At 46.3% G+C, this 21,408-nt stretch carries 18 protein-coding genes; 4 read left to right on the top strand and 14 right to left on the bottom strand.

The annotated features are described in order from the left end of the window. Positions 1-7: 7 nt before the first annotated feature. Positions 8-931, bottom strand: coding sequence for an NEAT domain-containing protein (locus KJW29_RS34955; protein WP_214628115.1), 924 nt, complete (start codon positions 929-931; stop codon positions 8-10). A 297-nt stretch (positions 932-1,228) separates the two neighbouring features. On the opposite strand from KJW29_RS34955, the gene KJW29_RS34950 reads away from it, so the two are divergent. Continuing rightward, positions 1,229-2,704: a GGDEF domain-containing protein gene (locus KJW29_RS34950; protein ID WP_214628114.1), complete on the top strand. Its 1,476-nt coding sequence runs from the start codon at positions 1,229-1,231 to the stop codon at positions 2,702-2,704. Between the two features lie 56 nt (positions 2,705-2,760). On the opposite strand, the gene KJW29_RS34945 is transcribed toward KJW29_RS34950, so the two are convergent. The 4 genes from KJW29_RS34945 to KJW29_RS34930 all read right to left on the bottom strand — a co-directional run bounded on the left by KJW29_RS34945 (position 2,761) and on the right by KJW29_RS34930 (position 6,520). Beyond that, positions 2,761-3,765, bottom strand: a complete 1,005-nt coding sequence (locus KJW29_RS34945) for a succinylglutamate desuccinylase/aspartoacylase family protein (RefSeq protein WP_214628113.1) — start codon at positions 3,763-3,765, stop codon at positions 2,761-2,763. 11 nt (positions 3,766-3,776) lie between these two features. Beyond that, positions 3,777-4,676 (bottom strand): dihydrodipicolinate synthase family protein, encoded by a 900-nt coding sequence (locus tag KJW29_RS34940; protein ID WP_214628112.1) that lies wholly within the window; start codon positions 4,674-4,676, stop codon positions 3,777-3,779. Positions 4,677-4,741: 65 nt separating this feature from the next. Continuing rightward, entirely contained in the window at positions 4,742-5,476 is a 735-nt protein-coding gene (locus KJW29_RS34935) for an MBL fold metallo-hydrolase (protein WP_214628111.1), read from the bottom strand. A 21-nt stretch (positions 5,477-5,497) separates the two neighbouring features. Continuing rightward, complete coding sequence (locus KJW29_RS34930; protein WP_214628110.1) at positions 5,498-6,520, bottom strand: Gfo/Idh/MocA family protein; 1,023 nt, start codon at positions 6,518-6,520, stop codon at positions 5,498-5,500. 180 nt (positions 6,521-6,700) lie between these two features. On the opposite strand from KJW29_RS34930, the gene thrC reads away from it, so the two are divergent. From thrC to KJW29_RS34915, 3 genes are all read left to right on the top strand, one after another. Beyond that, positions 6,701-7,780, top strand: coding sequence for a threonine synthase (thrC, locus tag KJW29_RS34925; protein ID WP_214628109.1), 1,080 nt, complete (start codon positions 6,701-6,703; stop codon positions 7,778-7,780). 76 nt (positions 7,781-7,856) lie between these two features. Beyond that, positions 7,857-8,546, top strand: a complete 690-nt coding sequence (locus tag KJW29_RS34920; protein WP_214628108.1) for a FadR/GntR family transcriptional regulator — start codon at positions 7,857-7,859, stop codon at positions 8,544-8,546. 54 nt (positions 8,547-8,600) lie between these two features. Then, positions 8,601-9,284, top strand: a complete 684-nt coding sequence (locus tag KJW29_RS34915; protein WP_214628107.1) for a FadR/GntR family transcriptional regulator — start codon at positions 8,601-8,603, stop codon at positions 9,282-9,284. Between the two features lie 8 nt (positions 9,285-9,292). Here KJW29_RS34915 and KJW29_RS34910 read toward each other — a convergent pair whose 3' ends face one another. From KJW29_RS34910 to KJW29_RS34870, 9 genes are all read right to left on the bottom strand, one after another. Further along, entirely contained in the window at positions 9,293-12,040 is a 2,748-nt protein-coding gene (locus KJW29_RS34910) for an FG-GAP repeat domain-containing protein (RefSeq protein ID WP_214628106.1), read from the bottom strand. A 29-nt stretch (positions 12,041-12,069) separates the two neighbouring features. After that, positions 12,070-12,891 carry a carbohydrate ABC transporter permease gene (locus tag KJW29_RS34905; RefSeq protein WP_214628105.1) on the bottom strand — a complete coding sequence of 274 codons (822 nt, stop codon included), beginning with the start codon at positions 12,889-12,891 and terminating at the stop codon, positions 12,070-12,072. 11 nt (positions 12,892-12,902) lie between these two features. Then, complete coding sequence (locus KJW29_RS34900; RefSeq protein ID WP_108992407.1) at positions 12,903-13,784, bottom strand: carbohydrate ABC transporter permease; 882 nt, start codon at positions 13,782-13,784, stop codon at positions 12,903-12,905. 30 nt (positions 13,785-13,814) lie between these two features. Continuing rightward, positions 13,815-15,248 (bottom strand): ABC transporter substrate-binding protein, encoded by a 1,434-nt coding sequence (locus tag KJW29_RS34895; protein WP_214628104.1) that lies wholly within the window; start codon positions 15,246-15,248, stop codon positions 13,815-13,817. A gap of 158 nt (positions 15,249-15,406) precedes the next feature. Continuing rightward, the gene (locus KJW29_RS34890; protein WP_214628103.1) at positions 15,407-17,680 is read right to left on the bottom strand and encodes a helix-turn-helix domain-containing protein; all 2,274 of its coding nucleotides are present in this window, start codon (positions 17,678-17,680) and stop codon (positions 15,407-15,409) included. A 712-nt stretch (positions 17,681-18,392) separates the two neighbouring features. Continuing rightward, complete coding sequence (locus KJW29_RS34885; RefSeq protein WP_214628102.1) at positions 18,393-18,842, bottom strand: NanQ anomerase/TabA/YiaL family protein; 450 nt, start codon at positions 18,840-18,842, stop codon at positions 18,393-18,395. Positions 18,843-18,855: 13 nt separating this feature from the next. Next, the gene (locus KJW29_RS34880) at positions 18,856-19,503 is read right to left on the bottom strand and encodes an SGNH/GDSL hydrolase family protein (RefSeq protein WP_214628101.1); all 648 of its coding nucleotides are present in this window, start codon (positions 19,501-19,503) and stop codon (positions 18,856-18,858) included. Between the two features lies 1 nt (position 19,504). Then, the gene (locus tag KJW29_RS34875; RefSeq protein WP_214628100.1) at positions 19,505-20,443 is read right to left on the bottom strand and encodes an aldo/keto reductase; all 939 of its coding nucleotides are present in this window, start codon (positions 20,441-20,443) and stop codon (positions 19,505-19,507) included. 19 nt (positions 20,444-20,462) lie between these two features. Further along, positions 20,463-21,263 (bottom strand): SDR family NAD(P)-dependent oxidoreductase, encoded by an 801-nt coding sequence (locus KJW29_RS34870; protein ID WP_214628099.1) that lies wholly within the window; start codon positions 21,261-21,263, stop codon positions 20,463-20,465. Positions 21,264-21,408 lie beyond the last annotated feature (145 nt).

Below are 21,408 nucleotides of genomic sequence, written 5' to 3'. Positions count from 1 at the left end.
CAACGTTTTATTTTTTATTCCGACGTGTTTTATAAACAATAGCCGCTGCTGCAGCTGCCGCTAATAACACGACTAAAACTACGGTGACAATGACTTGATTTCCATTGCGATCCGTTTCCTCTATCTGAATGGAATCTACGGATTCGGCTCCTGTATCAGACTCGGAAAGGACCGCTTCTCCGCTTTGAGTATCGTTTTCCGCTGACGCAGGTTCAGTGACCGGAATTGCGGATGGAGTTGCATTTGCGCTGCTATCTATTAACTCCTGCTCATCTGCTTCAGACGTCGGAACAGGAGACGATGCCGTTTGATTTGTTGGTACGGCAGATGCCGATGGCTTTATGGAAGAAACAGGCGTTTCTGTTGATGCCGCCGGCGGGTTCGTCGGCGCAGTTGTCGATTCTGGCGGCGATGTTGCTGCAGGTTTAGTAGCAGCAGGCTTTGTAGCAGCAGGCGCCGATTCTCCAGCTGCTTTTACAAGCGTTAACGTTTCAGGTTTAAATTTAAAATACATCGTATAGCTGTGATCATAGTCCATCTCATCGATCGTCACGCTCACGCTAGACTCTACTAGATCCGTTAAATTAGCAATTTGAAATTCGGTCAATCTTTCATTGGCAGCCTCGTCGACCGATATCGTCTTTACAGCCGTCATCTTCCCGTTGTAACGAGTAGCAAATTCGGTTACCCAGGCATGTTTATTGATCGTCGTTTGCACCCGCATGCCGCCATCCTTTATCGTCAGCTTTGCCGGCTGATTCCAGTACCCTTCTGCAATTGAAGCATTTTTTTTATCCGCATGCATAATGTTGAATCCAATCGTATATTCCCCATCGGCCTGCTCTGCATAGGCTGCTTCGGGAAGCAACAACAAGGCAAGCATCAGCATGGCAATTACCGTCCTGACGACAGGTAAACGGTCAACTAACATATTTAACCTCCAAATCCCACAAAATACCGATAATCATTCTCAATATAGTCCAAAATAAAAAGCTCAATTGAGCTGGCTTTCAAAATGATACCTCATGCGGGTACTGGCGTCAATCAAGTTCATAGAATCGTAAAAAATTCGATGCAGGTTATTCGCAAAATCGCCGATACCATTAGTACATCAATAAGTCACTTTTTTATCGAAATATAGATTATAATGCAGTAGATAAGAACTATGGCGAATGGTCAATTATTACTAGATTCCGTCATTAATTCAGTCATTAAAGAGGTGTATGATATGGAATCACGCTTCCGACTAAAACTTATTGTTACAATGATCGCTTTTGCAATGAGCATTTCGGTCATACTAGCTGCGATAGATCATAACAGACTTAAAAGTCAAACGATCCAAAACCAGCAAGTGCTCATGCAAAAAAGCGAAGAAATGGTTATAACCTCAATTGATACGATTGAAAAAGCTTATTACCTATTCGGCGAGCAGATGGCTGCCTCCATGAAGGAGGTAACTGCAGAATTAATGCTTCTCTATGAAAAACAACCAAATTTCGATCAATGGAGCTTTAATGAACTAAAGAAGGAATTCGGATATGATGTCTACATTATCAATAAGGATAACGTCATTACGCACAGCAGCATGGAATCCGATATCGGGCTTGATTTCAAATCTTGCTGCAAATCGCTTGCAAAAACATTGGATGCCAGAAGAATATCCGGACAGTTCTATCCTGACGGCATGGATATCGAACAAGAGACCGGCGTGGTAAAAAAATATAGTTATCAGGGCACGCCAGACGGGCAATTTATCATTCAGCTTGGCAATAATTTGCAAGAAGGCGCTATTTTTCAACAGTTTAATTTTTTCACTGCCATTGACAACCTTACATTAAGAGACCCATTGATTTCCCATATTTACATATTAAACACGGCCGGAAATGCATTAGGATATTCGACGGATTCGTTTAAATTGACGGAAGAGCATTACAAAGCTTTTAAGCATACCCTTGACACGAAAGAAACGACAGAACGGCCAGGGCAATGGAATGGCAAAAAGGTTTCTTACCGAAACATTTATTATAAATCCAAATACGATACGGGAACGACAACCGAACGAAAAGTGATCCAGGTTATTTACAATGATGAAGATCTGCAAAACTTGCTGGCCGACAATCGCAAAGCTTTTGTTTTCCAGCTTGGAACCGTATTATTCGTTACGATCATTTTGTCGTTATTCATTTCAAAAGCAGTAGCCAGGCCTATGCATCTAGCCTTTCATGACAGCCTTACCGGTCTGAAAAATAGAGCTGCTTTCGACGAAGCCATGATTCGGACACTCTCTTCGCAACAAACGACGACAACGCTCATTATGATGGATGTTGATAACTTCAAAGAAGTGAACGACAAGCTGGGTCACGACACCGGCGACCAGCTGTTGAAATGCGTGGCCGAAGGCATGCATAAAGCGGCACGCAAGGGGGATGTATCGGCACGACTGGGCGGCGACGAATTTATTATGATCTTGCCTGAGACAAGCGCTTCGGATGCTATGCAGATGGCAGAACGGCTTATCGATTCGATTACAGCCTTGACGACTTCCAACAGGGAGCTCTCGGATCAGCCTGTAACGATCAGCGTAGGCATCGCGGTTTCCCCCATTCATGGACAAGACGCAGAAACCTTGATCAAACATGCGGACAAAGCACTTTACTCCTCCAAAAAGCGCGGGAAAAATCAATATCAGGTATACAACGCATAGTTTGATTAGGATGGATCAATCGAGTAGGCCCATGCGCAATTGCATGGGCCTGAAGCTTATCCCTTCCCCCCTGTAATGGAGCAAACGATTCCTGCTTTTTTGATGTATGGCATTTCCGCCAAGCCTACAATGATCCCGGAGGAAGGCGCATGCAGCTTCTCGAGTTCCTCGCCGAATAAGCCATATAAGCTGCCGACATCATCCCCTTCCTCAACTATCTGAAGCAATTCCACTGCCGGGATAAAGAAGCCATCTACGGAAGAAAGCAACGAAGCGTCAAAATCGCCATCGCCTTTCAATCTTCGTTTAATAGCAGGTGCAGGCTGAAGTAACCAGGCTTCAGGCGCAAGCAGCATACCCAAATGATGCATCAAACGATAAGCGCCGCGCCTGTATTGTTCCTGTTCAGCAAGTTTAATTCTGCGGCCTCCGCTCGCCTCCGTATACAGCCATGGGATTCCCCGTTCCGTCGCAGCGCTAACCGTGCGTCCCGGCCCCACCTGCGGATGGGCCCAAATCGTCTCCATGCCGAACGCTTCGGCGGCAGCACGCGAACGTCTCCCTAACTCTTCTTGTTCATTATGGTAATAGCCCACGAGCACCGGAATGGAAAATTCCATGGCGCCGCTATGAAGATCAAGCAAGAAATCTGCTTTTGCCAAAATATACTGATCCAAGTAATAGGCCAGTCTTTCCGTATAGCTGCCTTCCGGCGAGCCCGGAAACTCCCTCGCCAAATTTTTCCCATCAAGGGGCGTAACGCGCGAAATCCCCTCATAAGCCGGCATATTTACAATAGGAACCATGAGCAGCGTTCCGCGAATATCTTCCGGCTGCACGGAATGAATAAGCTCAATGACAGTACGCACCCCGTCATATTCGTCTCCGTGAACGGCAGCAAGAATGAGCAAGGTTGGTCCCAGCTCCTTCCCTTTTACGATCCGCAGCGGAATTTCTCCGGCTCTTTCCCCGCATTCAAAAGTCAACATAACATTCGCGGCTTCCCCCCGCTTTACTGACTCCCATTCGAATAACGCGGCAGGTGTATGTGGAATCGTCATTTTTACTCTCCTTAGATCAGCTTGAGCGACCGCATGCAGCTTTGGACCTGCTCTTCTTGCGCGGCTGTCAGCCGCGGCGCATAATCAGGCGCAAAATTCCCTTCAAAGCCAAGCACATTCATGGCATAGCTAAAGCCGCCGAATACGCCCACGCTTACAAATGCGTTGCGAAGCGTTATAATATCATCCAGACTGCTCGACGCCGCTTCCATATCCTCACTTGCCAAACTTTCATATAAACGTTTATTAATAGCCGTCGTGCATGAAAACATGCCGTCAAGCTGACTCGTCAATCCATAGCCGTAAGCCGCATCGAATACGTCCAAGCCGCTAAATAAAACCGAGAAGTTCGGAGCATGCTGAAACTTTTCACGCTGCAAAACTCTGGCCAAAGCCAAATCCCCTGTCTTGATCCCTGCAATATTCGGATGTTTCATAAGCTCTATGGCCGTTGCCGCTTCAATCTTCGTCTTCGTAACGCCAGGCAAATCGTACATATAAACCGGAAAAGGAGACATCGACGCGATCCGCTCAAAAAAAGCTCGAACCTCCGTCTGCGTCAACGCAAAGTAAAAAGGCGTAGTCGCTACAACTCCGCTTAAAGCCATTTCTTTCAAGCTGTCTATTCTTTCTGCCACTCGTCCGATAGAGTTGTCCATGACACCGACCATAACCGGGCAAGCAGACCGGGCCGCCTTTACCGCATCGGATGCGATCTGCGCCGTCCTTGCATATTCCGAGTTTTTAATTTGCGCTTGCATGCCCATCGAGCCCATTACCAAAAGCCCCGCCGCATTCCCATTCAACTGATCCTCAACATGCAAACTTAAGCTCGAAGCAATGACGTTCCCCTGCTCATCAAGAGGCGTCCCAAGCGCTGGATAATAACCTGCCGACAACATATTTTTCATTTTTCATCCCCCACTCATTCTCAAAATTTTTCCTTACAGAGCACGTACCCGCGCTCACATCCGTTCTACACAATACTCTCCGGTATTTCCCCCGCCGCAAATTTCCGCTCCGCCGCTGTCAACGTCTTCCCGTAATCACCGCATAACGGCTGCAAATGTCCCGGAAACAAATCTTTCGCCTGCAGCTCTTTCAATCTGAGTATGCTGTCTGCAAGCTCTTTAAACGAAAAATCTTCTGCTTGCTGCACGGCTATTCTTCCATTCGAAAATAGTACGTCCCCGCAAAATAATGCCGCAAGCTGTGGAATATAGATGCTCATATGATCGCGGCTATGTCCGGGCGTCGTAATAAAATGCAGCTCCAAGTCGCCGCAGGACAGTTTTTCGCCATCTTCGATCACGATAGTCGGTACGCAAGACTCGTAACGATAATCAGCCGGATAAATGCCTTGCTCCCGCGCTTTCCCAATCTCAAGCGTATCTTCCCCACCGCTTACCAGCTCCGCCGTCAATCTTGAACAAACGACCTTCGCGCCGAATTGCCGCTGCAATAGGGCAGCCCCGCCGGAATGATCCGCATGCGCGTGCGTCAACACAATCCATTCCAGCTGTTCGCCCGAAAATCCATGCTGCGCAAGAATATCCAGCAATTTATGCGTATTTCTTCCGCCCCCGCAATCCACCAATATCCCTTTATCACCGGCTGCTACATAATAAATATTGCAGTCATAGTCATCCGACATACGATTGCCAAGCAATCCGCTTCCTACCAAATAAACACGCTCCGTCAGTTGCGCCAACGCGCCGCCTCCCCTTCCGCATCAAGGCGCTAATCGAACCGGCTGTCCGGTTTGGCTGGACAAAATAATAGCTTCCGCCACCCGAACGGCCTCTTTCGCATCCTCCAACAGCAAAATAGGAGAAGGCGTATTATCGCGCACGCATTGGTAGAAATGTTTCATTTCCTCCAAAATATAGCCTGCATAAGAGTCATGAGCTTCATTCCATATATAGGAAGCCCTATGAGTTACGCCGTTGCCGCTCCAAAATACAAGGGATTGATCTGGATCCTGAAAATGAATGATGCCTTCCTCGCCGACAATTTCCATCCGCACATCCATCTCCGCAGGCGCTTGCTTGGAAATAAGCCAATTATTTTCAATCACGCCTATCGTTCCATCTGAAAAGGTAAGCATTGCCCATATTAAATCCGGTCCGTTCCCGGTGCTGCTGCTTGATCGGGCAAACACTTCGACAACCTCCGCCCCCGTCATCCAACGCTGCAGATCAATATCATGAATGCCGAGAATATACATTAAATTCGTACGCTCATATAACGAAAAATAACGACTCGGATTGTTCCGCCTCGAATAAATCGAGCGAACTTTGCCAACCTCGCCTTGCTGAACCGCTTGTCTTGCCGCAAGCATTCTAGGATCAAAACGCAGAACATGCCCTACCATAAGCAGCCGATTATTTTGCTTGGCCGTTTCAATCATCCGCTCGGCATCCTGCTCCGTAAGCGCGATTGGCTTTTCGACAAATACATGACAGCCTGCCTGCAAAGCTGCCAAGGTTGGTTCGACATGATGCATTTCGGGTGTAAGCACAATGACCGCATCCAGTTTCTCTGTATCGATCATTTCCTGCCAACTTGCATAGCCGGCGCAGCCCCACTCCTCAGCAGTCTCCAACCTCGTTGTCTCGCTCAACTCTGCTACAGCCACCAACTTTACATTGGCAAGCTGTCGCAAGCATTTCAGATGAAATTGCGAAAAGCGTCCTAACCCAATCATCCCTACTCGAATATACGCTGCAGCTTGCCAATGCCCATGATTAACCATTGCACCATCCCCTCGTTAATATATAATATGGTATTACCAATTAATATAGCATTGGCTCTTTGTTTTAGTCAATTTTATTTCATATCATACGGGGATTCATCCAGTTGACATTGACCATACCCCTAACATACAGTACTATAATTGGTAATACCATAATACTTGAAGGGGATGCTGTTTAATATGATATCTACAGGCATATGGCATTTCGCGGACTCCTTGCCGGTCGTAGCGCCGCATAACCGCATTACGCTTGGAGAAGGACATACTCCGCTTATTGCCAGCAGCTCCATCGGTGCCGAGCTGGGTTTGTCACAGCTTTATTTTAAGCTGGAATCACTGAATCCGACCGGTTCCTACAAGGATCGCATCTCGGCTATGGCGCTATCCCTGGCCAAACAATCCGGTAAAAAGGCCTGCATCGGCACCACCTCCGGCAATGCGGGCGCGTCTATCGCCGCCTATGCAGCCAAAGCGGGCATTCCTTATCATGTTTATGTCCAGGAAAATATAATTCCCGCCAAGCTGGAGCAAGTGCTTATTCATCAAGCGCATGTCTATAAGGTCAAAGGACTCGGCTTCGATCCGGCTATCGGCACCAAAGTATTCGAACAGGTACGGGATAAAGCGATTCGCAATAATTGGGAAGCCGTCATTACCGCTTTCGCCTATGCACCGCTTGCCATGGAAGCCGTGCAAACAATCGCATGGGAAATAGTTGACCAGCTTGGCGTGCCCGATGCCGTCTTCGTCCCCGTTGGAGGAGGCGGACTGTTCTCCGGCATTTATAAAGGCTTTCATCGGATTCGCCAACAAAACGAAACCAGCAAGCTTCCCCGCATGGGCGCCTGCCAATCAGCAGGCTGCAGCAATTTAGTAAGGGGCTGGCAGCAAGGTTTGGGACAGCCTGCTTCCGGAGCCTCGACATCTATGATTTCAGGCATTCAGGTGTCCAATCCGCCCGATGCAGACATTGCCTTCGAAGCGCTGGACGGCAGCCAGGGCGTCGGCTCCATCGTTGCCGATGAAGAAACATGGAAGTGGCAGCGCGAACTGGCAAGACGGGAAGGCATCTACTGCGAACCTGCCGGAGCCATTTCGCTTGCCGGTCTCGTTCAGGCTGTGGAAACAGGCCAAATTAACCGCACTGACAAAATTGTGTGCATCATTAGCGGCGCAGGTTATAAGGATTTGGAGCAGCAGCGACTAATGGTTCAAGAAGCAGCAACCAATATCCCTCTGTACGACGCCGACCAATTGTAGAGCCTTATTCTACTCGCAATTAATCGACATTCTCGAATTGTTGGCTATAATGATAGTGTAGAGGAGGTTCCGCGAATTGAAACAACCCATTTCAAATGAAATCAAATCATTAAGCTGGATCGTAAGCGACCGCATTAAACAATATATGATGGATCAGCAGTTGAAGCCTGGCGACCGCCTGCCTCCGGAGCGCGCGCTGTCCGAAGCTTTGGCAGTAAGTCGGCCTGTTGTCAGAGAAGCGCTCAGCCATTTGGAAACACTCGGACTAATCGAAAAGCATCAAGGACGAGGATTATTTGTCAAAGAACAAAATTTGTCTCGTCTGTTTCAAGAAATGTTGCCTCCCTCCAATCCTGACAAGCAAACCTTTAAACAGTTGGTTGAATTTCGTTTTATGATTGAACAAGCCGCGCTGAGCCATATTATGAACAATATTCAGGCGGAGCAGCTTCAGCCTTTGTACAAAATCATAGAGCAATCCGAAAACGATATAAGCGATTCCGAGTTTATAAAGCTGGATCATGAATTGCATCGCCGACTGATCCTGCTTTCATCCAATCCGTATCTAGTTGAGTTGACCACTGTCATTGACAATTTTTTTGCGTTCATCGAACAACCGGTTCGTGACAAGACGCTTTCTATGGAAGAACGCAAGCAGTCCATTAGACAACATCGTCAATTGCTTGATTTCATAGGGCAAGGACAAAAAAGCAGTGCGATTGAGCTGCTTGAGGAACATCTGTTGCCCATCTACTCTGACTTCTAACATTGGAACTGGAGAAGATTTAACCATTTTATGTTGAAAGGAGTAGGCGGAGTTATGTCACTTGAACCTATAGTACGCACAAGTCTAAAAGAACAAGCGATTGCCAAAATCCGCGAATTTATTACGGATGGCAGCTTTCGTGCCGGACATCGCTTCTACAGCGAGAAAGAACTGATAGAGCGACTGGAAATGAGCCGAACGGTTATACGAGAAGCGCTTAAGTCGCTGGAAACAATCGGACTTCTCCTTATTAAGCCAGGCGACGGCATCTATGTATCGGAAGCTTCGATTAGCCATATTGTAAATCAAGTTTCCTTCGGCTGGACGCAAAATCCGGAGCGCATGCGAGAGCTGCTCGAGACGAGAGTCATGCTGGAGAAAGCCGCGCTGGAACTGATAATCTCTCGGTCACAGCCTATCGCATTAGACACGTTAGAACGCATTAATGCGCAAATGGCCGCCGCAATCGAAAATGGCGAATCCATCATCGAACTGGATATCGCTTTCCACCGTTCGCTCTTTCAGTTGACCGGCAACGCCACCTTTCAGGAATTGAGCGAGGTTATAAGCGCGTTTTTTCACGATTGGCGCGATCAGCTTCTGGATAAAGAGTCCGGCTATATTACACTTCGCGACCATGAGGAAATTACGCAAGCTATTGAAAAAAAAAATATGCCCGCAGCAAAAACGTGGCTGGAGCATCATTTATCCGTCTGGAAACGGCTGTTTGAACAATAAAAGCTGTTCTAAGCTTCATAATGGACGGTTACTTCCGTCACGCGCGGACTATTGCCACCATTTATTGCTCCAAGTGCCAAGCGATATTGAATCCAGTGACCAACCTGCTGGGCATCCGTCGCTTTCTGACCATTATCGAACCAGCTATCTTCCATTCCATTCGGACCCTGCCAATTAGCCTGTACCAGCCCGTCTCTACTTGTCGCGGTCCGGATTTGAGCCTTCACCCAAGTCTTCGGCTGCAGCTCGGCTATCCAAGAAATTCGCGACACTTTGTCTCCGTGAGGGAGTTCGAATTCACTGGATACATAAAATTCTTCTGGACGACGATCCATGATATTGCCCGGATCTACGGACATCATGCCATGCGGACCCATTGTAGGCAGCTTAGTCATCCGTTCTTGAGAGAATCCATCAGGACCATTCCACATGACATAGGAATATCCGCAGTGATTCCCATTCGTCTTGTGGTTAGCAATTGCCAGGTCGACCCAACCGTCTTCATTGAAATCAATCGCCATCGATCCGCAGGATGAATGGGCAAATATCGTTGAACGGTGATCCGCGGAATAGACGCCTCCCGGTTGTCCCCAGTAGATATAGGCATCAATGTCCCGTTCGCGTCCGGAATTATAGGATGTAACGAAGATATCCAGAATGCCGTCACGATTGAAATCGGCTATCGTTATCGAATTTGCCGTATGCGCCGGGAGCTGCGTTCGTCTATCCTCGCGGAATCCTTCCGGTCCGCCCCAGTAAATATAGACATAGGATTCATTCGCAACCTTTTTACCCATCGATAGATATCCGCCGACAATCAGATCAAGCCAACCATTCCCGTTTAAATCCGCTGCTTGAGCGCATATACCGCCATCACAATTCAATACGGTCGAACGGTTCATCGAGAATCCTTCCGGACCGCCCCATAGGATATAACTCGGTCCAAAAACCTGTGATACATATAAATCCAACCAACCGTCATTGTCGAAGTCCGCAGTAAACAACCAGCGCGGCTCCCGATAAGCACGACCTGCCAGCATCTCGTACGAATACAATTTTTTCTCCGGATTGAATATCTTCATATCGGGATCCATCATGATTTTCTGCGGATGATCCACGTCGAATCCTTCGGGTCCGCCCTTGAAGATCAACAGCTCCGGATTACTCGCTCCAGCAACCACGATGTCCAAGTATCCGCTGTGGCGGAAGTCGCCGACGGCACATCCATGCGCTCTTACAGTAGGCAGCACCAACTTGTTATCGGGATCGAATCCATTCACTCCATTCCAATAGAGATAAGATCCCGGATCAAGGTGGGGAGCGTTCTCTGAACAATTGGCAAGGAACACATCGCCCCAACCATCGTCATTGAAATCGCAGCAGATGGAATCAACCGCCGCCCATCCCGGGAACTCGATCCGCCTATCTTCATTAAAGCCATCGGCCCCCCCTAAATAGGCGTATGCGGGCACGTCTCCCCTGACTCGTCCAGAGACATGATTAATAAAAATCACTTGAGGGGAAGGAGAATCCATCGTTGTACCGATCAATGCTGTTGTGGCATCATGCGTTACAAAACGAATGAGCTCCGCTGTTGCGTCATGATGCGCAATTTTAACAATGATCGACTCGGTTGTATTCATAACATCTGTTCTTCCTTGACAGATCACAATTTCCAACTGTCCATCTCCATCAAGATCATGCATGACCGCGTCACGCGCGCTTTGGGTTGGAATCTCCATTCGTTCCCTGTTGGAGTACCCCGAAGGATGGCCCCAATAAATCCATGAGGACTCGCTTCGATCCCGACCCTTACAAACGACGAGAACAATATCCTCATAACCATTCCCGTTTACGTCGCCGACTGCAGCAGAGATAACCGATTCGCAATTCAAGATAAGAGGTTCAGCTACTTTTCGACTTGTTGATAGAGGATAGAAATAAGCTGCATCATTCTCTTGACGGAAAAGGTGGATACGTCCTCCAATTTCAATGATTTTCGGCACCCAACCTTCAACAAATACAAGCCATCCTGCCGTCGTACCCGCTAAATCCTGGGCAGCCTCATCGCTCCCGCCAATTTGCGTGCAGCCCTCTTGCCGCAGTCCTTCAGGACTTCCCCACAGCACCAGGGGATTCCCGCCTTTGACACGTACGAATAAATCGCAATAACCATCCTGATCAATATCCCCGGCAGCCATATGCGTTACTTCAAGCTCTAGCGTGACACGATTTGATGGCCGGAAACCCGCTGCGGTTTGGTAATAGACGACTAACTTGCCATTGCTGCTGAATGCGATATCCCGATAACCATCGCCATTGAAATCACCAATCGCCACGGCTCTGCAATTCGGAACTGGAAGCTCAACCTTGTAACGCTCCGACAAACCGCCGGGTGAACCGTAGTAAATATAAGCCGTCAGATCCGAGTGGGTTCCGTTGTTCTGGTTAACAATGACTAAATCATCATATCCATCGCCATTCAAATCACCGATTGCGCCATAATAAGCCCCTGCCGAGGGCAGTTCGATTCGTCTGGCAGAATGCAAGGGATCTACGTAGACATCAATAGCTGGACGTTCGCCCATATCATGACTATTGACATACATAATATCGGTATAGCCATCTTGATTGAGGTCGAAGCGGAAAATCCGTTGCAGAACCCCATTCCGAGAAACATATAGATTTTGTCCGCCGTTACCGAAAGTTCCGTCTGCGAAGGCGGCATAGCCGCTTTCACGCCAAGCTTTACTCAAGTCAACCCCTCCATAATCCTGCTTAATGACTACCCTTTGACCGCACCGACAGTCAGCCCTTGGACAAAATACTTCTGGAAGGATATAAAGATAAGGACAACGGGCAGCGACGTTACAACCGCACCTGCCATGATCAACCCCCAATCAACTGCTTCCGCATCAATTAAGGTGGCAACGCCTAACGGCAACGTCATCATTTCTGTATTCTTAATGATCAATAGCTGCCAGATATAATCATTCCAGCTCTGCACGAAAGTAAAGATAGCAATTGCAGCGAGTCCAGGCGTCGATAAGGGCAGCATAATACGATAATAAATGCCGGGCTCGCTGCATCCGTCCATTTTTGCCGACTCAAGAACTTCCTGAGGGACGGTTTTCATAAACTGCCTTAATAAAAAGATCATGTAAGGCGCCGCGATCGCAGGGACAATCAATCCAAGATACGTGTTTATTAAATGCAGTTCGATTGCAATCTTAAATTGCGGGATCAGGAGCGCAGCCCCTGGAATCGTCATCGAGCCGACAAATATTGAAAATATAAACTTGCCTGCGCGAAAGTTAATCTTCGCCAAAGAATAAGCAGCCATAGAAGTAATAAAAACGACTGCAAGGGTGGTACTCGCGCTTACAAATACACTGTTTAAAAACCATTTAGCCGCATTCGTATCCAGAAGCTTAATATAGTTATTTAATGTCGGATGATGGGGATAAAATTGTGGCGGAATCTGGAAAGCAATCGACATTTCCTTAAATGAAGATGAAATCATCCAATAAAACGGGAACAAAAACAAAACAGCAGCAATAACGAGCAACAGCTTCAACATAACGACGATCAGGTTGGACTTGTTCATACGATTGCCCCTTAATACTCAATATCCGTTCGCAAAAATTTGAACTGCAGCCATGCAATAATGACAATGATTATGCTCAGTATGACAGCCATCGCATTAGCCCGGCCGTAATCCCCGTTTACAAAAGCCTCCTGATACAAGAGCAATAGAATGGTTGTAGTCGCATAATTCGGACCGCCCGCCGTAAACAACAATATAATCGCAAACAGCTGAAAGGCGCCAATCGTGCTCGTAACTGCAACGAAAAGAATGGTTGGCTTCATCATCGGGAGCGTAATACGAATATGTTTGCGCCAGAACGATGCCCCGTCCAATTCGGCAGCCTCATAATAACTGACGGGAATTCCGCCTAATGCCGCAGATAGGATTACAATAGGTCCGCCGAGTGAAATGGTGAGAACGACAACTGTCGTTGTCACGATCGCCCTGTCATAGCTAAGAAAATTCACCTTGTCTATGTCGAATAGACCAAGGAGAAAATTCAGCAATCCAAAATCATAATTCAGCAGATACTGCCACATAAATGTAATGCTGACAATGGACGTGACTGCAGGAATGTAAAATACGGCTTTAAAAACACTTTGCAGCCTCGTCCTGAACAGACTGATAAAAATCGACAGAATGAAACTAATGATGAGAGTTGCCGGTACAAACATGATGACAATAAGCAGTGTATTCTTGACGGACCTGAGAAAAACATCGTCTTGCAGCAGGGACTGGTAATTCCCAATCCCTGCCCAACCCGAAGAATAATAGGTGTATTTGTAGAAGCTCACTTTAATAGCATCCAAGATTGGATATAAATAAAATAGTGCGAAAAATAACAAGGCAGGCGCTACAAATAGAAAACCATATCTTTCTTTATACAATAAGTTGAATTCTCTTTTCAGCATCGCATGCTCCACTCCAATTCATGCACTCCATCATTTTTTGGATGCAATTGCGTCCTTAATGATTTTATTAGCTTTCTCATCATAATCCTGCATCGCTTGCAGCGGCTCCTTGGCGCCGATAAATACGGCTTGCATTTCCGGGAAGAACACCGCTCTGGTTTGTGAATATCCTTCGATATCATAAGAGCCGTCAATCGCAATGATATGCTCAGTATCGGTCACCAATTTGGACAACCACAGCTTCTCGGGATCTGGATTGGCTCCTAACGTGTCTCTTCCATAAACATCAAAGGCGTTCATCGCTCTAATAAAATCAGGATCCTCCGTCTGTGCAAACTGGATGAATTTTTTTGCATATTTAATCTTATTCTCATCCCCATTGTCGAAAATAACGAATTGACCGCCTCCGCCGATAACTACGCCTTGATCCTCCTTAACACTTGGGAATGGCGCCAAGATCGCTTCAAACTCTCCCTTGATCGCCCCTTCGTCTTTCGCCTTCTGGACTGCATTCAAGAGTGAAAACCCGCCAAACGCGACAGCAGTCTTTTCTTGAACGAAATAATCGTTGCTCATTCCAGCAGCTCTTGTTTCCGGATTTGGATATACAAGCTGTTTATCTATTAGCGATTTGAACCACTCCACCGCTTGCACATTTTCCGTGGAGCTAAATGTACTTTGCGTCCGGTCATCCGTATAACGTTTTCCGCCAAAACCAGCCATAAAGCTGTGATACAGAGCATCCCCTTGCTCATTTAAGCCGAACATTAGAAACGGATAATGATCCGGCGTTTCCTTCTTCTGATATTCCCTTACGGCCACGAGGAGTTTTTCAAATTGTTCGATCGTCCACGTCCGTAATTCTCCCGAAGGCAATAAGTCCGCCGCTCCCGCTCTTTCCACTAACGATTTATTGATGACCATGAGCGTCGCACCCAATCCCTGAGGGTAGCTGAAGATCGTTCCGTCTTGTAAAGTTACTTTCTCAAGAACATTTTGCGGGATTTTTTTTAGCTGCTCCTCCGTCAATAAATCATTTAGAGGTACCGTATATCCTCTCTTCGCATAGCTGGTCGTACGTCCAGGAGAATCATTAAGAATATCCGGTGCCGTATTGGATGCAAGAGCTACATTCACCTTCTGATCTCCGCCATCATAGGGAATGATTTCAAGCTTCACTTTCACGTTGGGATATTTCTTTTCAAACTTTTCAATCAGCGTCTGGGCATATTCACCTGGCTTTTGATCTGGCAAATTCCAAACCGGATAGTTCCAGAACACAAGCTCGACCGGCTTCTCATCTTCCGGATTAGTAGTTGCTTCCTGGCTCGGAGTCACGGATGATGATGAGCTGTCCGGCTCAACCGTTGTCCCCTCGTTATTCCCGCTCCCGCATCCGCCCAATATAGTTACAACCAACAGCATCACGAGCAAGTAAGCTAAACCGTGCTTTCTTCTTCTCATTTTCTACCCCTCCAGAATTTTGTTAGAAAGCAACCGAAATTAAACCGCTTTCGCAAATTAAATGTTAGCGGACATATGGCTCAGGCGACCATATAATATTCTGGGTTTTCCCTTGAAAAAACCATCGTACCGTCTATAAAATTAGGCTGAACAGCGTTTTACTGATGCTGTTCTCGATACTTTACCGGCGAAACTCCAAAAATCCCCTTAAAGCTGAGACTGAAATAATTGGCATCCTTGTAGCCCACTTTTGCGGCTACTTCACTGATCTTTAAATCCGTTAGCGTAAGTAAATTTTCGGCTTCTTTCATACGCACGGCAGTAACATATTGAGAGAAATTTTTGCCTGTCTCTTGTTTGAACAGCTTGGAAAAATAGTTTTCGCTTATATATAATTCCTTACTAATGGTGCTAACGGAAAAATCCCCATCGATATATCGCTCATTAATGATCGTGATTGCTTTGGCAATCGTTTCATGCATCCGTGTTTCGCGTTTATTCCCGATTAATTGTGCGGATGTTTCCAAGAAAACGGAGAACTCTTGTTTCAGTTCATGTGTATGGCGAAACAAGTTAAAGCTTTCAAGCGATGGCAATCGGGGGATCGTCGGGTCGGCATTAAAAAGATCGATTCCCAGATTGCTCATTAATTTAAGAATTTTCAAATGGGTATGGCCTAACGATCGATTCATCGTTTCCCTGGTCACGAATTGTTCTTTGAAGGTATTAAAAAGCAGTTCCGTGCTTGCGGTCCATTGTTCTCCTCGTCCAAACTTTACGGCTTGTACAATCTCATCCTCTATTCGTTCCAATTGTTCATAGTTGTTATCCTTCTCTTGAATATCATTAATATAGATAATTTCATTCGCTTCGAATAAGTGCTTATAGTGAAGCGCATCAAGTGCTTCATTATAAGACTCGTGGATTTTATCATAGCTGAACGAGGAGCGGCTTACTCCGAATGTTGTCGGCACTCCCTTCTCCCTAATCAAAGACTCATGCAAGTATGGAATGAGATCCATTTCCGCTTCTTGTAAAATAACGATCAGACGGCGATTGTCAAGAATATGCAACAAAGCAGCCGAATGAACGGATACTAATCTGGATTGAAGAAACCGTTCTATATCGTCTATCGGAATAAATTCCTTATCGCTCATGGGAGTGTCATGAATTTCGATTACAACAACAACAATATTAACTCCGACGGTAGCAGCTACTCCAAGTTCTGCTCCTTGAGAAGAGAATTCATCGATTGTGATCCTGCCTAATAACAGCTTGCTGATTAATCTTTCCTTTCTTAGGGGAACGCTATTTTTTAGCGTATCAACCATTTGGTTGAAGTTATTGGCGAGGATGCCTATTTCATTAGAAGGAATCTTGACCATTCTTACATTTAAATTCCCATGACTGACGCGATTCATTAACGTTACCAACTCTTTGATCGGCTTGACGAGAAAGGTGGAGAGGAAAAAAGAAATCATAACAACTCCGCCTAGTACGAATAGGATAAGGTATACGATTATTTTTTTTATATAATCCACATCTTTGTAGAGCTCATCTACAAGGACACGGCTCATCAACGTATAGTGATACTTGTCATTTTTAAAAATAGATACGAAAAAGTCTTCTCCATTCATATTGGTTTGAAAGGAGGGCTCTTTTTGCAATTGGGCGGTTTTATTCAATTCGCTAACCGTTCCCTGAAGTTCTTTATGCGCATCAATCGCGACTATTCCTTGAGAATCGACTAATGTTGTCAGCTGTAATTCTCTATTCTGGAATAGAATCGAGGAGAGTGCCCCCTTCTTGATATTTATCATCATCATGCCAATCGGTTTCGTGCCTCGCGGTTTATTGAGTGCATTAATCTGGCTAATAAGGGTTACACTATTGCGATCCTTCGAGTTTCCTCCAGAGAAATCGATGAATATTTCTCCCCGCAGCTCAGCCACCCGATCTTGTAATTCTGGAGTAAAGTAGCTATTCACCCATGCTTCCGTATTAAAGTTTTGGTTCATGGTATAGTACTGCTTGCCATTCGTGTCTATAAAAACAATTGCATTAATATCCGTTTGCGTCACATTAACTTCGTACATTCTGGAGTAGAATTCATTGACGAATTCAATTTTACTTTGGTCGGATAGCCCTTCCAGTCCCTGTAACAATTTCTGCGTTGACGCCTCGTAGGCTAACGAAATCATCAAATCGGAATATTGGGCTAATTTAATATTAATCCGATCATCAATATTAGTTAACGAACTTATTACTGCGCGGTTTTCCTTTTCTTTAATGACTTTCTCAGCCACATAACTCGTAATGCCAGAGAAGACGACTATAATTAGAACGGAAAGGAATATGTAAGTGGATATTAAAATAACTTTCAACGATAAAAAGGTTCTGTTTGACGTTCGAATCGCCTCTCTATTCCCCATGCTGCCACCCTTTCCTTAGCTTCGATTTTATATCCCCCACATGCCTTCTCCTCCCCCCGGATACAGCGCTTTCATTTTTCTGAACCGCTTCTGCAACTCATTCATTTATATTTTCTCAGAGTAGCATAATTGTAACTGTAGTGCCCATATAGATATCTGGGTTTTATCTCAAAAAAATGGATATTTGCGCTTTATACTTAAACAAAGTGGCAGCTAGCTGCCACTTGGGACGAACGAAACATATGTTTTTAAATCTCATTCGCGGCGAACAGCCGCCATTTGGTCAAACGAAGCAAACTTTTTTATCTCATTCGGCGCTCTCCCACCTTTTGACGGGTGTGAGCGGAACTGAGCGACGTTATTTTCGCCAAATCAACGGTTTCGGGTACCCTTACGGAACTGAGCGTTCTTATTCCAACCCAATCGCGCTCCATCCCCCTTATCATCGACCAATAAAGCCTCTGAGTTCCGTTAGCCCTGCCTTTCCCCCTCCATTCGCCGAGTTAAGGTCTCTGAGTTCCGTTGTCGCTAGAGCGAACGTACGAACGCCGTAGAGACAACGGCTGGTCTCGTGCTCTCGCGCCAACGATAATCAAAAGAGGGGGAACCCTTCGGTTCCCCCCCCTAAAAACTTATACCTGTTCTCCTATTTCATCGGTAAACGCATTTGCCCATAGGACGATGATGGATAGCCGTTTCTTCTTGTGGTTGATTAAACTTTCACCTTAATCACAATTTTTTTAACCGGCTGCGGAGTGTCAATCGCCATACCTGGCATATGAACATCTTGCGGCGCTGCCAATATAAAATGACCTTCCTTCAATTTGAAGAAATCGCCTGTCGCATCGAATAGCGCATAGTCGGAATCAGAATCATACGGTCGTGTTACAACCGCTTCGCCGATAGGAGCATAACCAAAGTTCTCCTCGCCTTCAGCCACAAATTGAATGTCGATGTACCGCTCATGCGCTTCCCACAGTCCTTGCTCTCGCGGTTTGGTTTCATAATGCTGAACGATTGCGAAAATATGGTCTCCGTCAATCTCATATTTTCCAGGCGCAAGAGTTTTCCATTCCTCGTTCGCTATAAATTGTGCTGCTTGCTCTAACCGCGGATGGAATCCTGTATACAGCTTGAAATTTTGCAAAGTATCTCTAATCATTGGGCAACCTCTCCTATTCTTCCTCACTAGGCATTATATTCAGATAATGATAGATTTGCCCTGCTATGAATACATGTCCCTGGGCACCGGGATGAATGCTGTCATTCATGAGCATCAAGTGGCTGTTAGTCGATTCTTGTACATATTCACGCCAATGACTATAAATATCACACAAAGGAGTATCCGTTGCGGCCGCCACTTCCCGCACGGCTGCAGCATACTCCGGATAGGCCGTTCTAGCTTGGACCGCCTGTTCATGAATATTATAATCGAGCGCATTCTGGGTTAAAAGCAGCACCTCTGATCCAGATGCTATAATCCTGGTGATAATCTGTTCCAAGTTCCGTTTAAATTGGGCAATACCTGCTTCTCCTTGTACAGAATCATTTATGCCGATCATCACTGTAATCAGATCCGCTCCGAATCGCAAGGCGTCTTCATCCAGTCGATTCAGTATCCCTTGTGAAGTATCTCCGCTTTTCCCGACGTTGAACACATACGACTTGCGATTGTACCGTTCCATTAACCGTTCCGTAAGCAGACCCACATAATTAAGCTTGCCTTCAAGATGATAATTCTGTTCTGTAATGGAATCGCCTATGCAAACGATAAAAGCTCGTTCACCGCGCTGCAATTGCTCTAACACCTTGGGCTTCAACATTTTACCACCTGCTCCACATCCCCGGCGTAAGGAGCCGCTCAGGCAGATTCCGGAATCGCTCTCTTATTTCATTACAAATGGACTCCGGTACGGCAGGCCCTTCTATTAACCGCAAATTCTCTTCCAGTTGCTCAACTGTCTGCACGCCGATAACCAGACTATCTACTCCCGGCATATCGCGAATATAGGAAACAGCCAGCTCGGCAGGAGTTAAGCCACAGCTATGCGCAAGCTCGCGAAGCTCGCGGATCGGTTCAACAGCCTCGGGCAATTGAGAGGGCAGCTCTGCTTCATTCGCATAGAAAAGGCCTTGCAGGAACACGCTGCGGACAAACACTGTTTTGCTTGCGGATCGCAACATCTCCAGACACCCGTTATTCAGAGGTCGATGATCGAACACATTTAACGGAAGCTGTACAGCGCCGAAAACGGAGTCTTCCAAATACGGACGCAGCATTGCAAACTCCTCTTCCGTATTGGACGAAAATGAAATACCCGCCTTTTCCGCTAAGCCATCCCGTACAAGCTCGGCGAATACTTGCGCGATTATGTCCCCATGAGCTCGCATCGCATCGACGTTATGCAGCATCATAGCAGACACCTTCTCGACACCGAGTTTCTCAAGCGACGCTCTCGTCTGGCGGTAGATCTCATCTTTTATTCGTCCAGGACTCCAGCTTTCCTCCGGCTGCACATAAATTTTGGTAATGATTGTCGGAGCTTCTCCAGATTGCAACTTGCCAAAAAAACGACCCAGTATTTGCTCAGATTCCCCATACGTCGCAGCCGTATCGTAGGCCGACACGCCACCTTGCCATGCTGCTTGCAAAATACCATGGCTCGCTTGAACATCAGGCATTTGACTGGTGCCGATAAGCCCGTAATTCATGCCAAGCTGTACTGTGCCAAGCGTCATTTTGGATACTGTAAGTTTATTCACGGACATTTTACCCTTTCCTTTACCAAATTGTCCAGCCTCCATCCAGCAATAGATTATGACCCGTGATGTAACGCGAAGCTTCGGAGGCGAGGAAAACGATCGGCCCCTTGATATCATCGTCTTCGGCCAATCTGCCTAGCGGAGTCATGGACTTGTAATTGTTCACGAATGCATTCGAATGCTCTTCATGCTGATTCTCTCCTTCGTAATAACCGCCGGGACTAATCGCATTGACGCGAATGTTATAGGGTCCGTAATAGCTGGCCATCCATTTCGTCATTCCGATCATCCCCCACTTAGCGAACGTATACTCGACACCGCTGGTCATACCCGTATCTCCATATACAGGGAAGTGAGGTGCCTGCGCTCCTTGAATGGAGGCTATGTTAATAATATTTCCTTTGCCTGCGGCACGCATCAGTTTAACGGCTTCCCTCGAGATAAGCATCAACCCCGTTCCGTTCACCTGCTGTGCCATATTCCATCCTTCGGCAGTCGTCTCTTCAACATTGTTCAAACCATAACGGGAAACCGAGTTATTGACGAGAATATCAATTCGCCCATACCTGTCGGACACTTCTGCGATAAATGCGATAATGCTTTGTTCATCGCTCAGATCCAGCTTCATGCCTGATGCTTTGTATCCGCGTTCATTAAAGCGATCTGCGAGAGCCTGACACTTCTCCTCGTTGCGGGAAGCGATAATGACATGCGCTCCTGCCTCGCAAAGAGCGGTGGAAATATGTTCGCCGTACAAACCCGAGCCTCCTGTAACAATTGCAACCTGATCATTTAATTGGAACAAATCCATCGTCGACATTACAAACCCACTTTCTATTTAAATTCATGTAATGCGCTTTGTATATATAATATGGTATTACCAATTAATATAGCATCAGCTCTTTGTTTTAGTCAATTTTATTTCATTCCATGCATGTAGAAAGGGAGTACACGAACCGTATACT

This window comes from Paenibacillus agaridevorans (assembly GCF_018604145.1).
Taxonomy (GTDB): Bacteria; Bacillota; Bacilli; order Paenibacillales; family Paenibacillaceae; genus Pristimantibacillus; species Pristimantibacillus agaridevorans.
This window is presented reverse-complemented; position numbering and strand designations above follow the sequence as displayed.

Excerpts from the sequence above, each read along its gene's own strand:
- thrC (WP_214628109.1), top strand. The coding sequence starts at position 6,701 with ATGATATCTACAGGCATATGGCATTTCGCGGACTCCTTGCCGGTCGTA.
- KJW29_RS34945 (WP_214628113.1), bottom strand. The coding sequence starts at position 3,765 with ATGACGATTCCACATACACCTGCCGCGTTATTCGAATGGGAGTCAGTA.
- KJW29_RS34950 (WP_214628114.1), top strand. The coding sequence starts at position 1,229 with ATGGAATCACGCTTCCGACTAAAACTTATTGTTACAATGATCGCTTTT.
- KJW29_RS34885 (WP_214628102.1), bottom strand. The coding sequence starts at position 18,842 with ATGATTAGAGATACTTTGCAAAATTTCAAGCTGTATACAGGATTCCAT.
- KJW29_RS34955 (WP_214628115.1), bottom strand. The coding sequence starts at position 931 with ATGTTAGTTGACCGTTTACCTGTCGTCAGGACGGTAATTGCCATGCTG.
- KJW29_RS34915 (WP_214628107.1), top strand. The coding sequence starts at position 8,601 with ATGTCACTTGAACCTATAGTACGCACAAGTCTAAAAGAACAAGCGATT.
- KJW29_RS34905 (WP_214628105.1), bottom strand. The coding sequence starts at position 12,891 with ATGAACAAGTCCAACCTGATCGTCGTTATGTTGAAGCTGTTGCTCGTT.
- KJW29_RS34940 (WP_214628112.1), bottom strand. The coding sequence starts at position 4,676 with ATGAAAAATATGTTGTCGGCAGGTTATTATCCAGCGCTTGGGACGCCT.
- KJW29_RS34890 (WP_214628103.1), bottom strand. The coding sequence starts at position 17,680 with ATGGGGAATAGAGAGGCGATTCGAACGTCAAACAGAACCTTTTTATCG.
- KJW29_RS34900 (WP_108992407.1), bottom strand. The coding sequence starts at position 13,784 with ATGCTGAAAAGAGAATTCAACTTATTGTATAAAGAAAGATATGGTTTT.
- KJW29_RS34930 (WP_214628110.1), bottom strand. The coding sequence starts at position 6,520 with ATGGTTAATCATGGGCATTGGCAAGCTGCAGCGTATATTCGAGTAGGG.
- KJW29_RS34870 (WP_214628099.1), bottom strand. The coding sequence starts at position 21,263 with ATGTCGACGATGGATTTGTTCCAATTAAATGATCAGGTTGCAATTGTT.
- KJW29_RS34895 (WP_214628104.1), bottom strand. The coding sequence starts at position 15,248 with ATGAGAAGAAGAAAGCACGGTTTAGCTTACTTGCTCGTGATGCTGTTG.
- KJW29_RS34880 (WP_214628101.1), bottom strand. The coding sequence starts at position 19,503 with ATGTTGAAGCCCAAGGTGTTAGAGCAATTGCAGCGCGGTGAACGAGCT.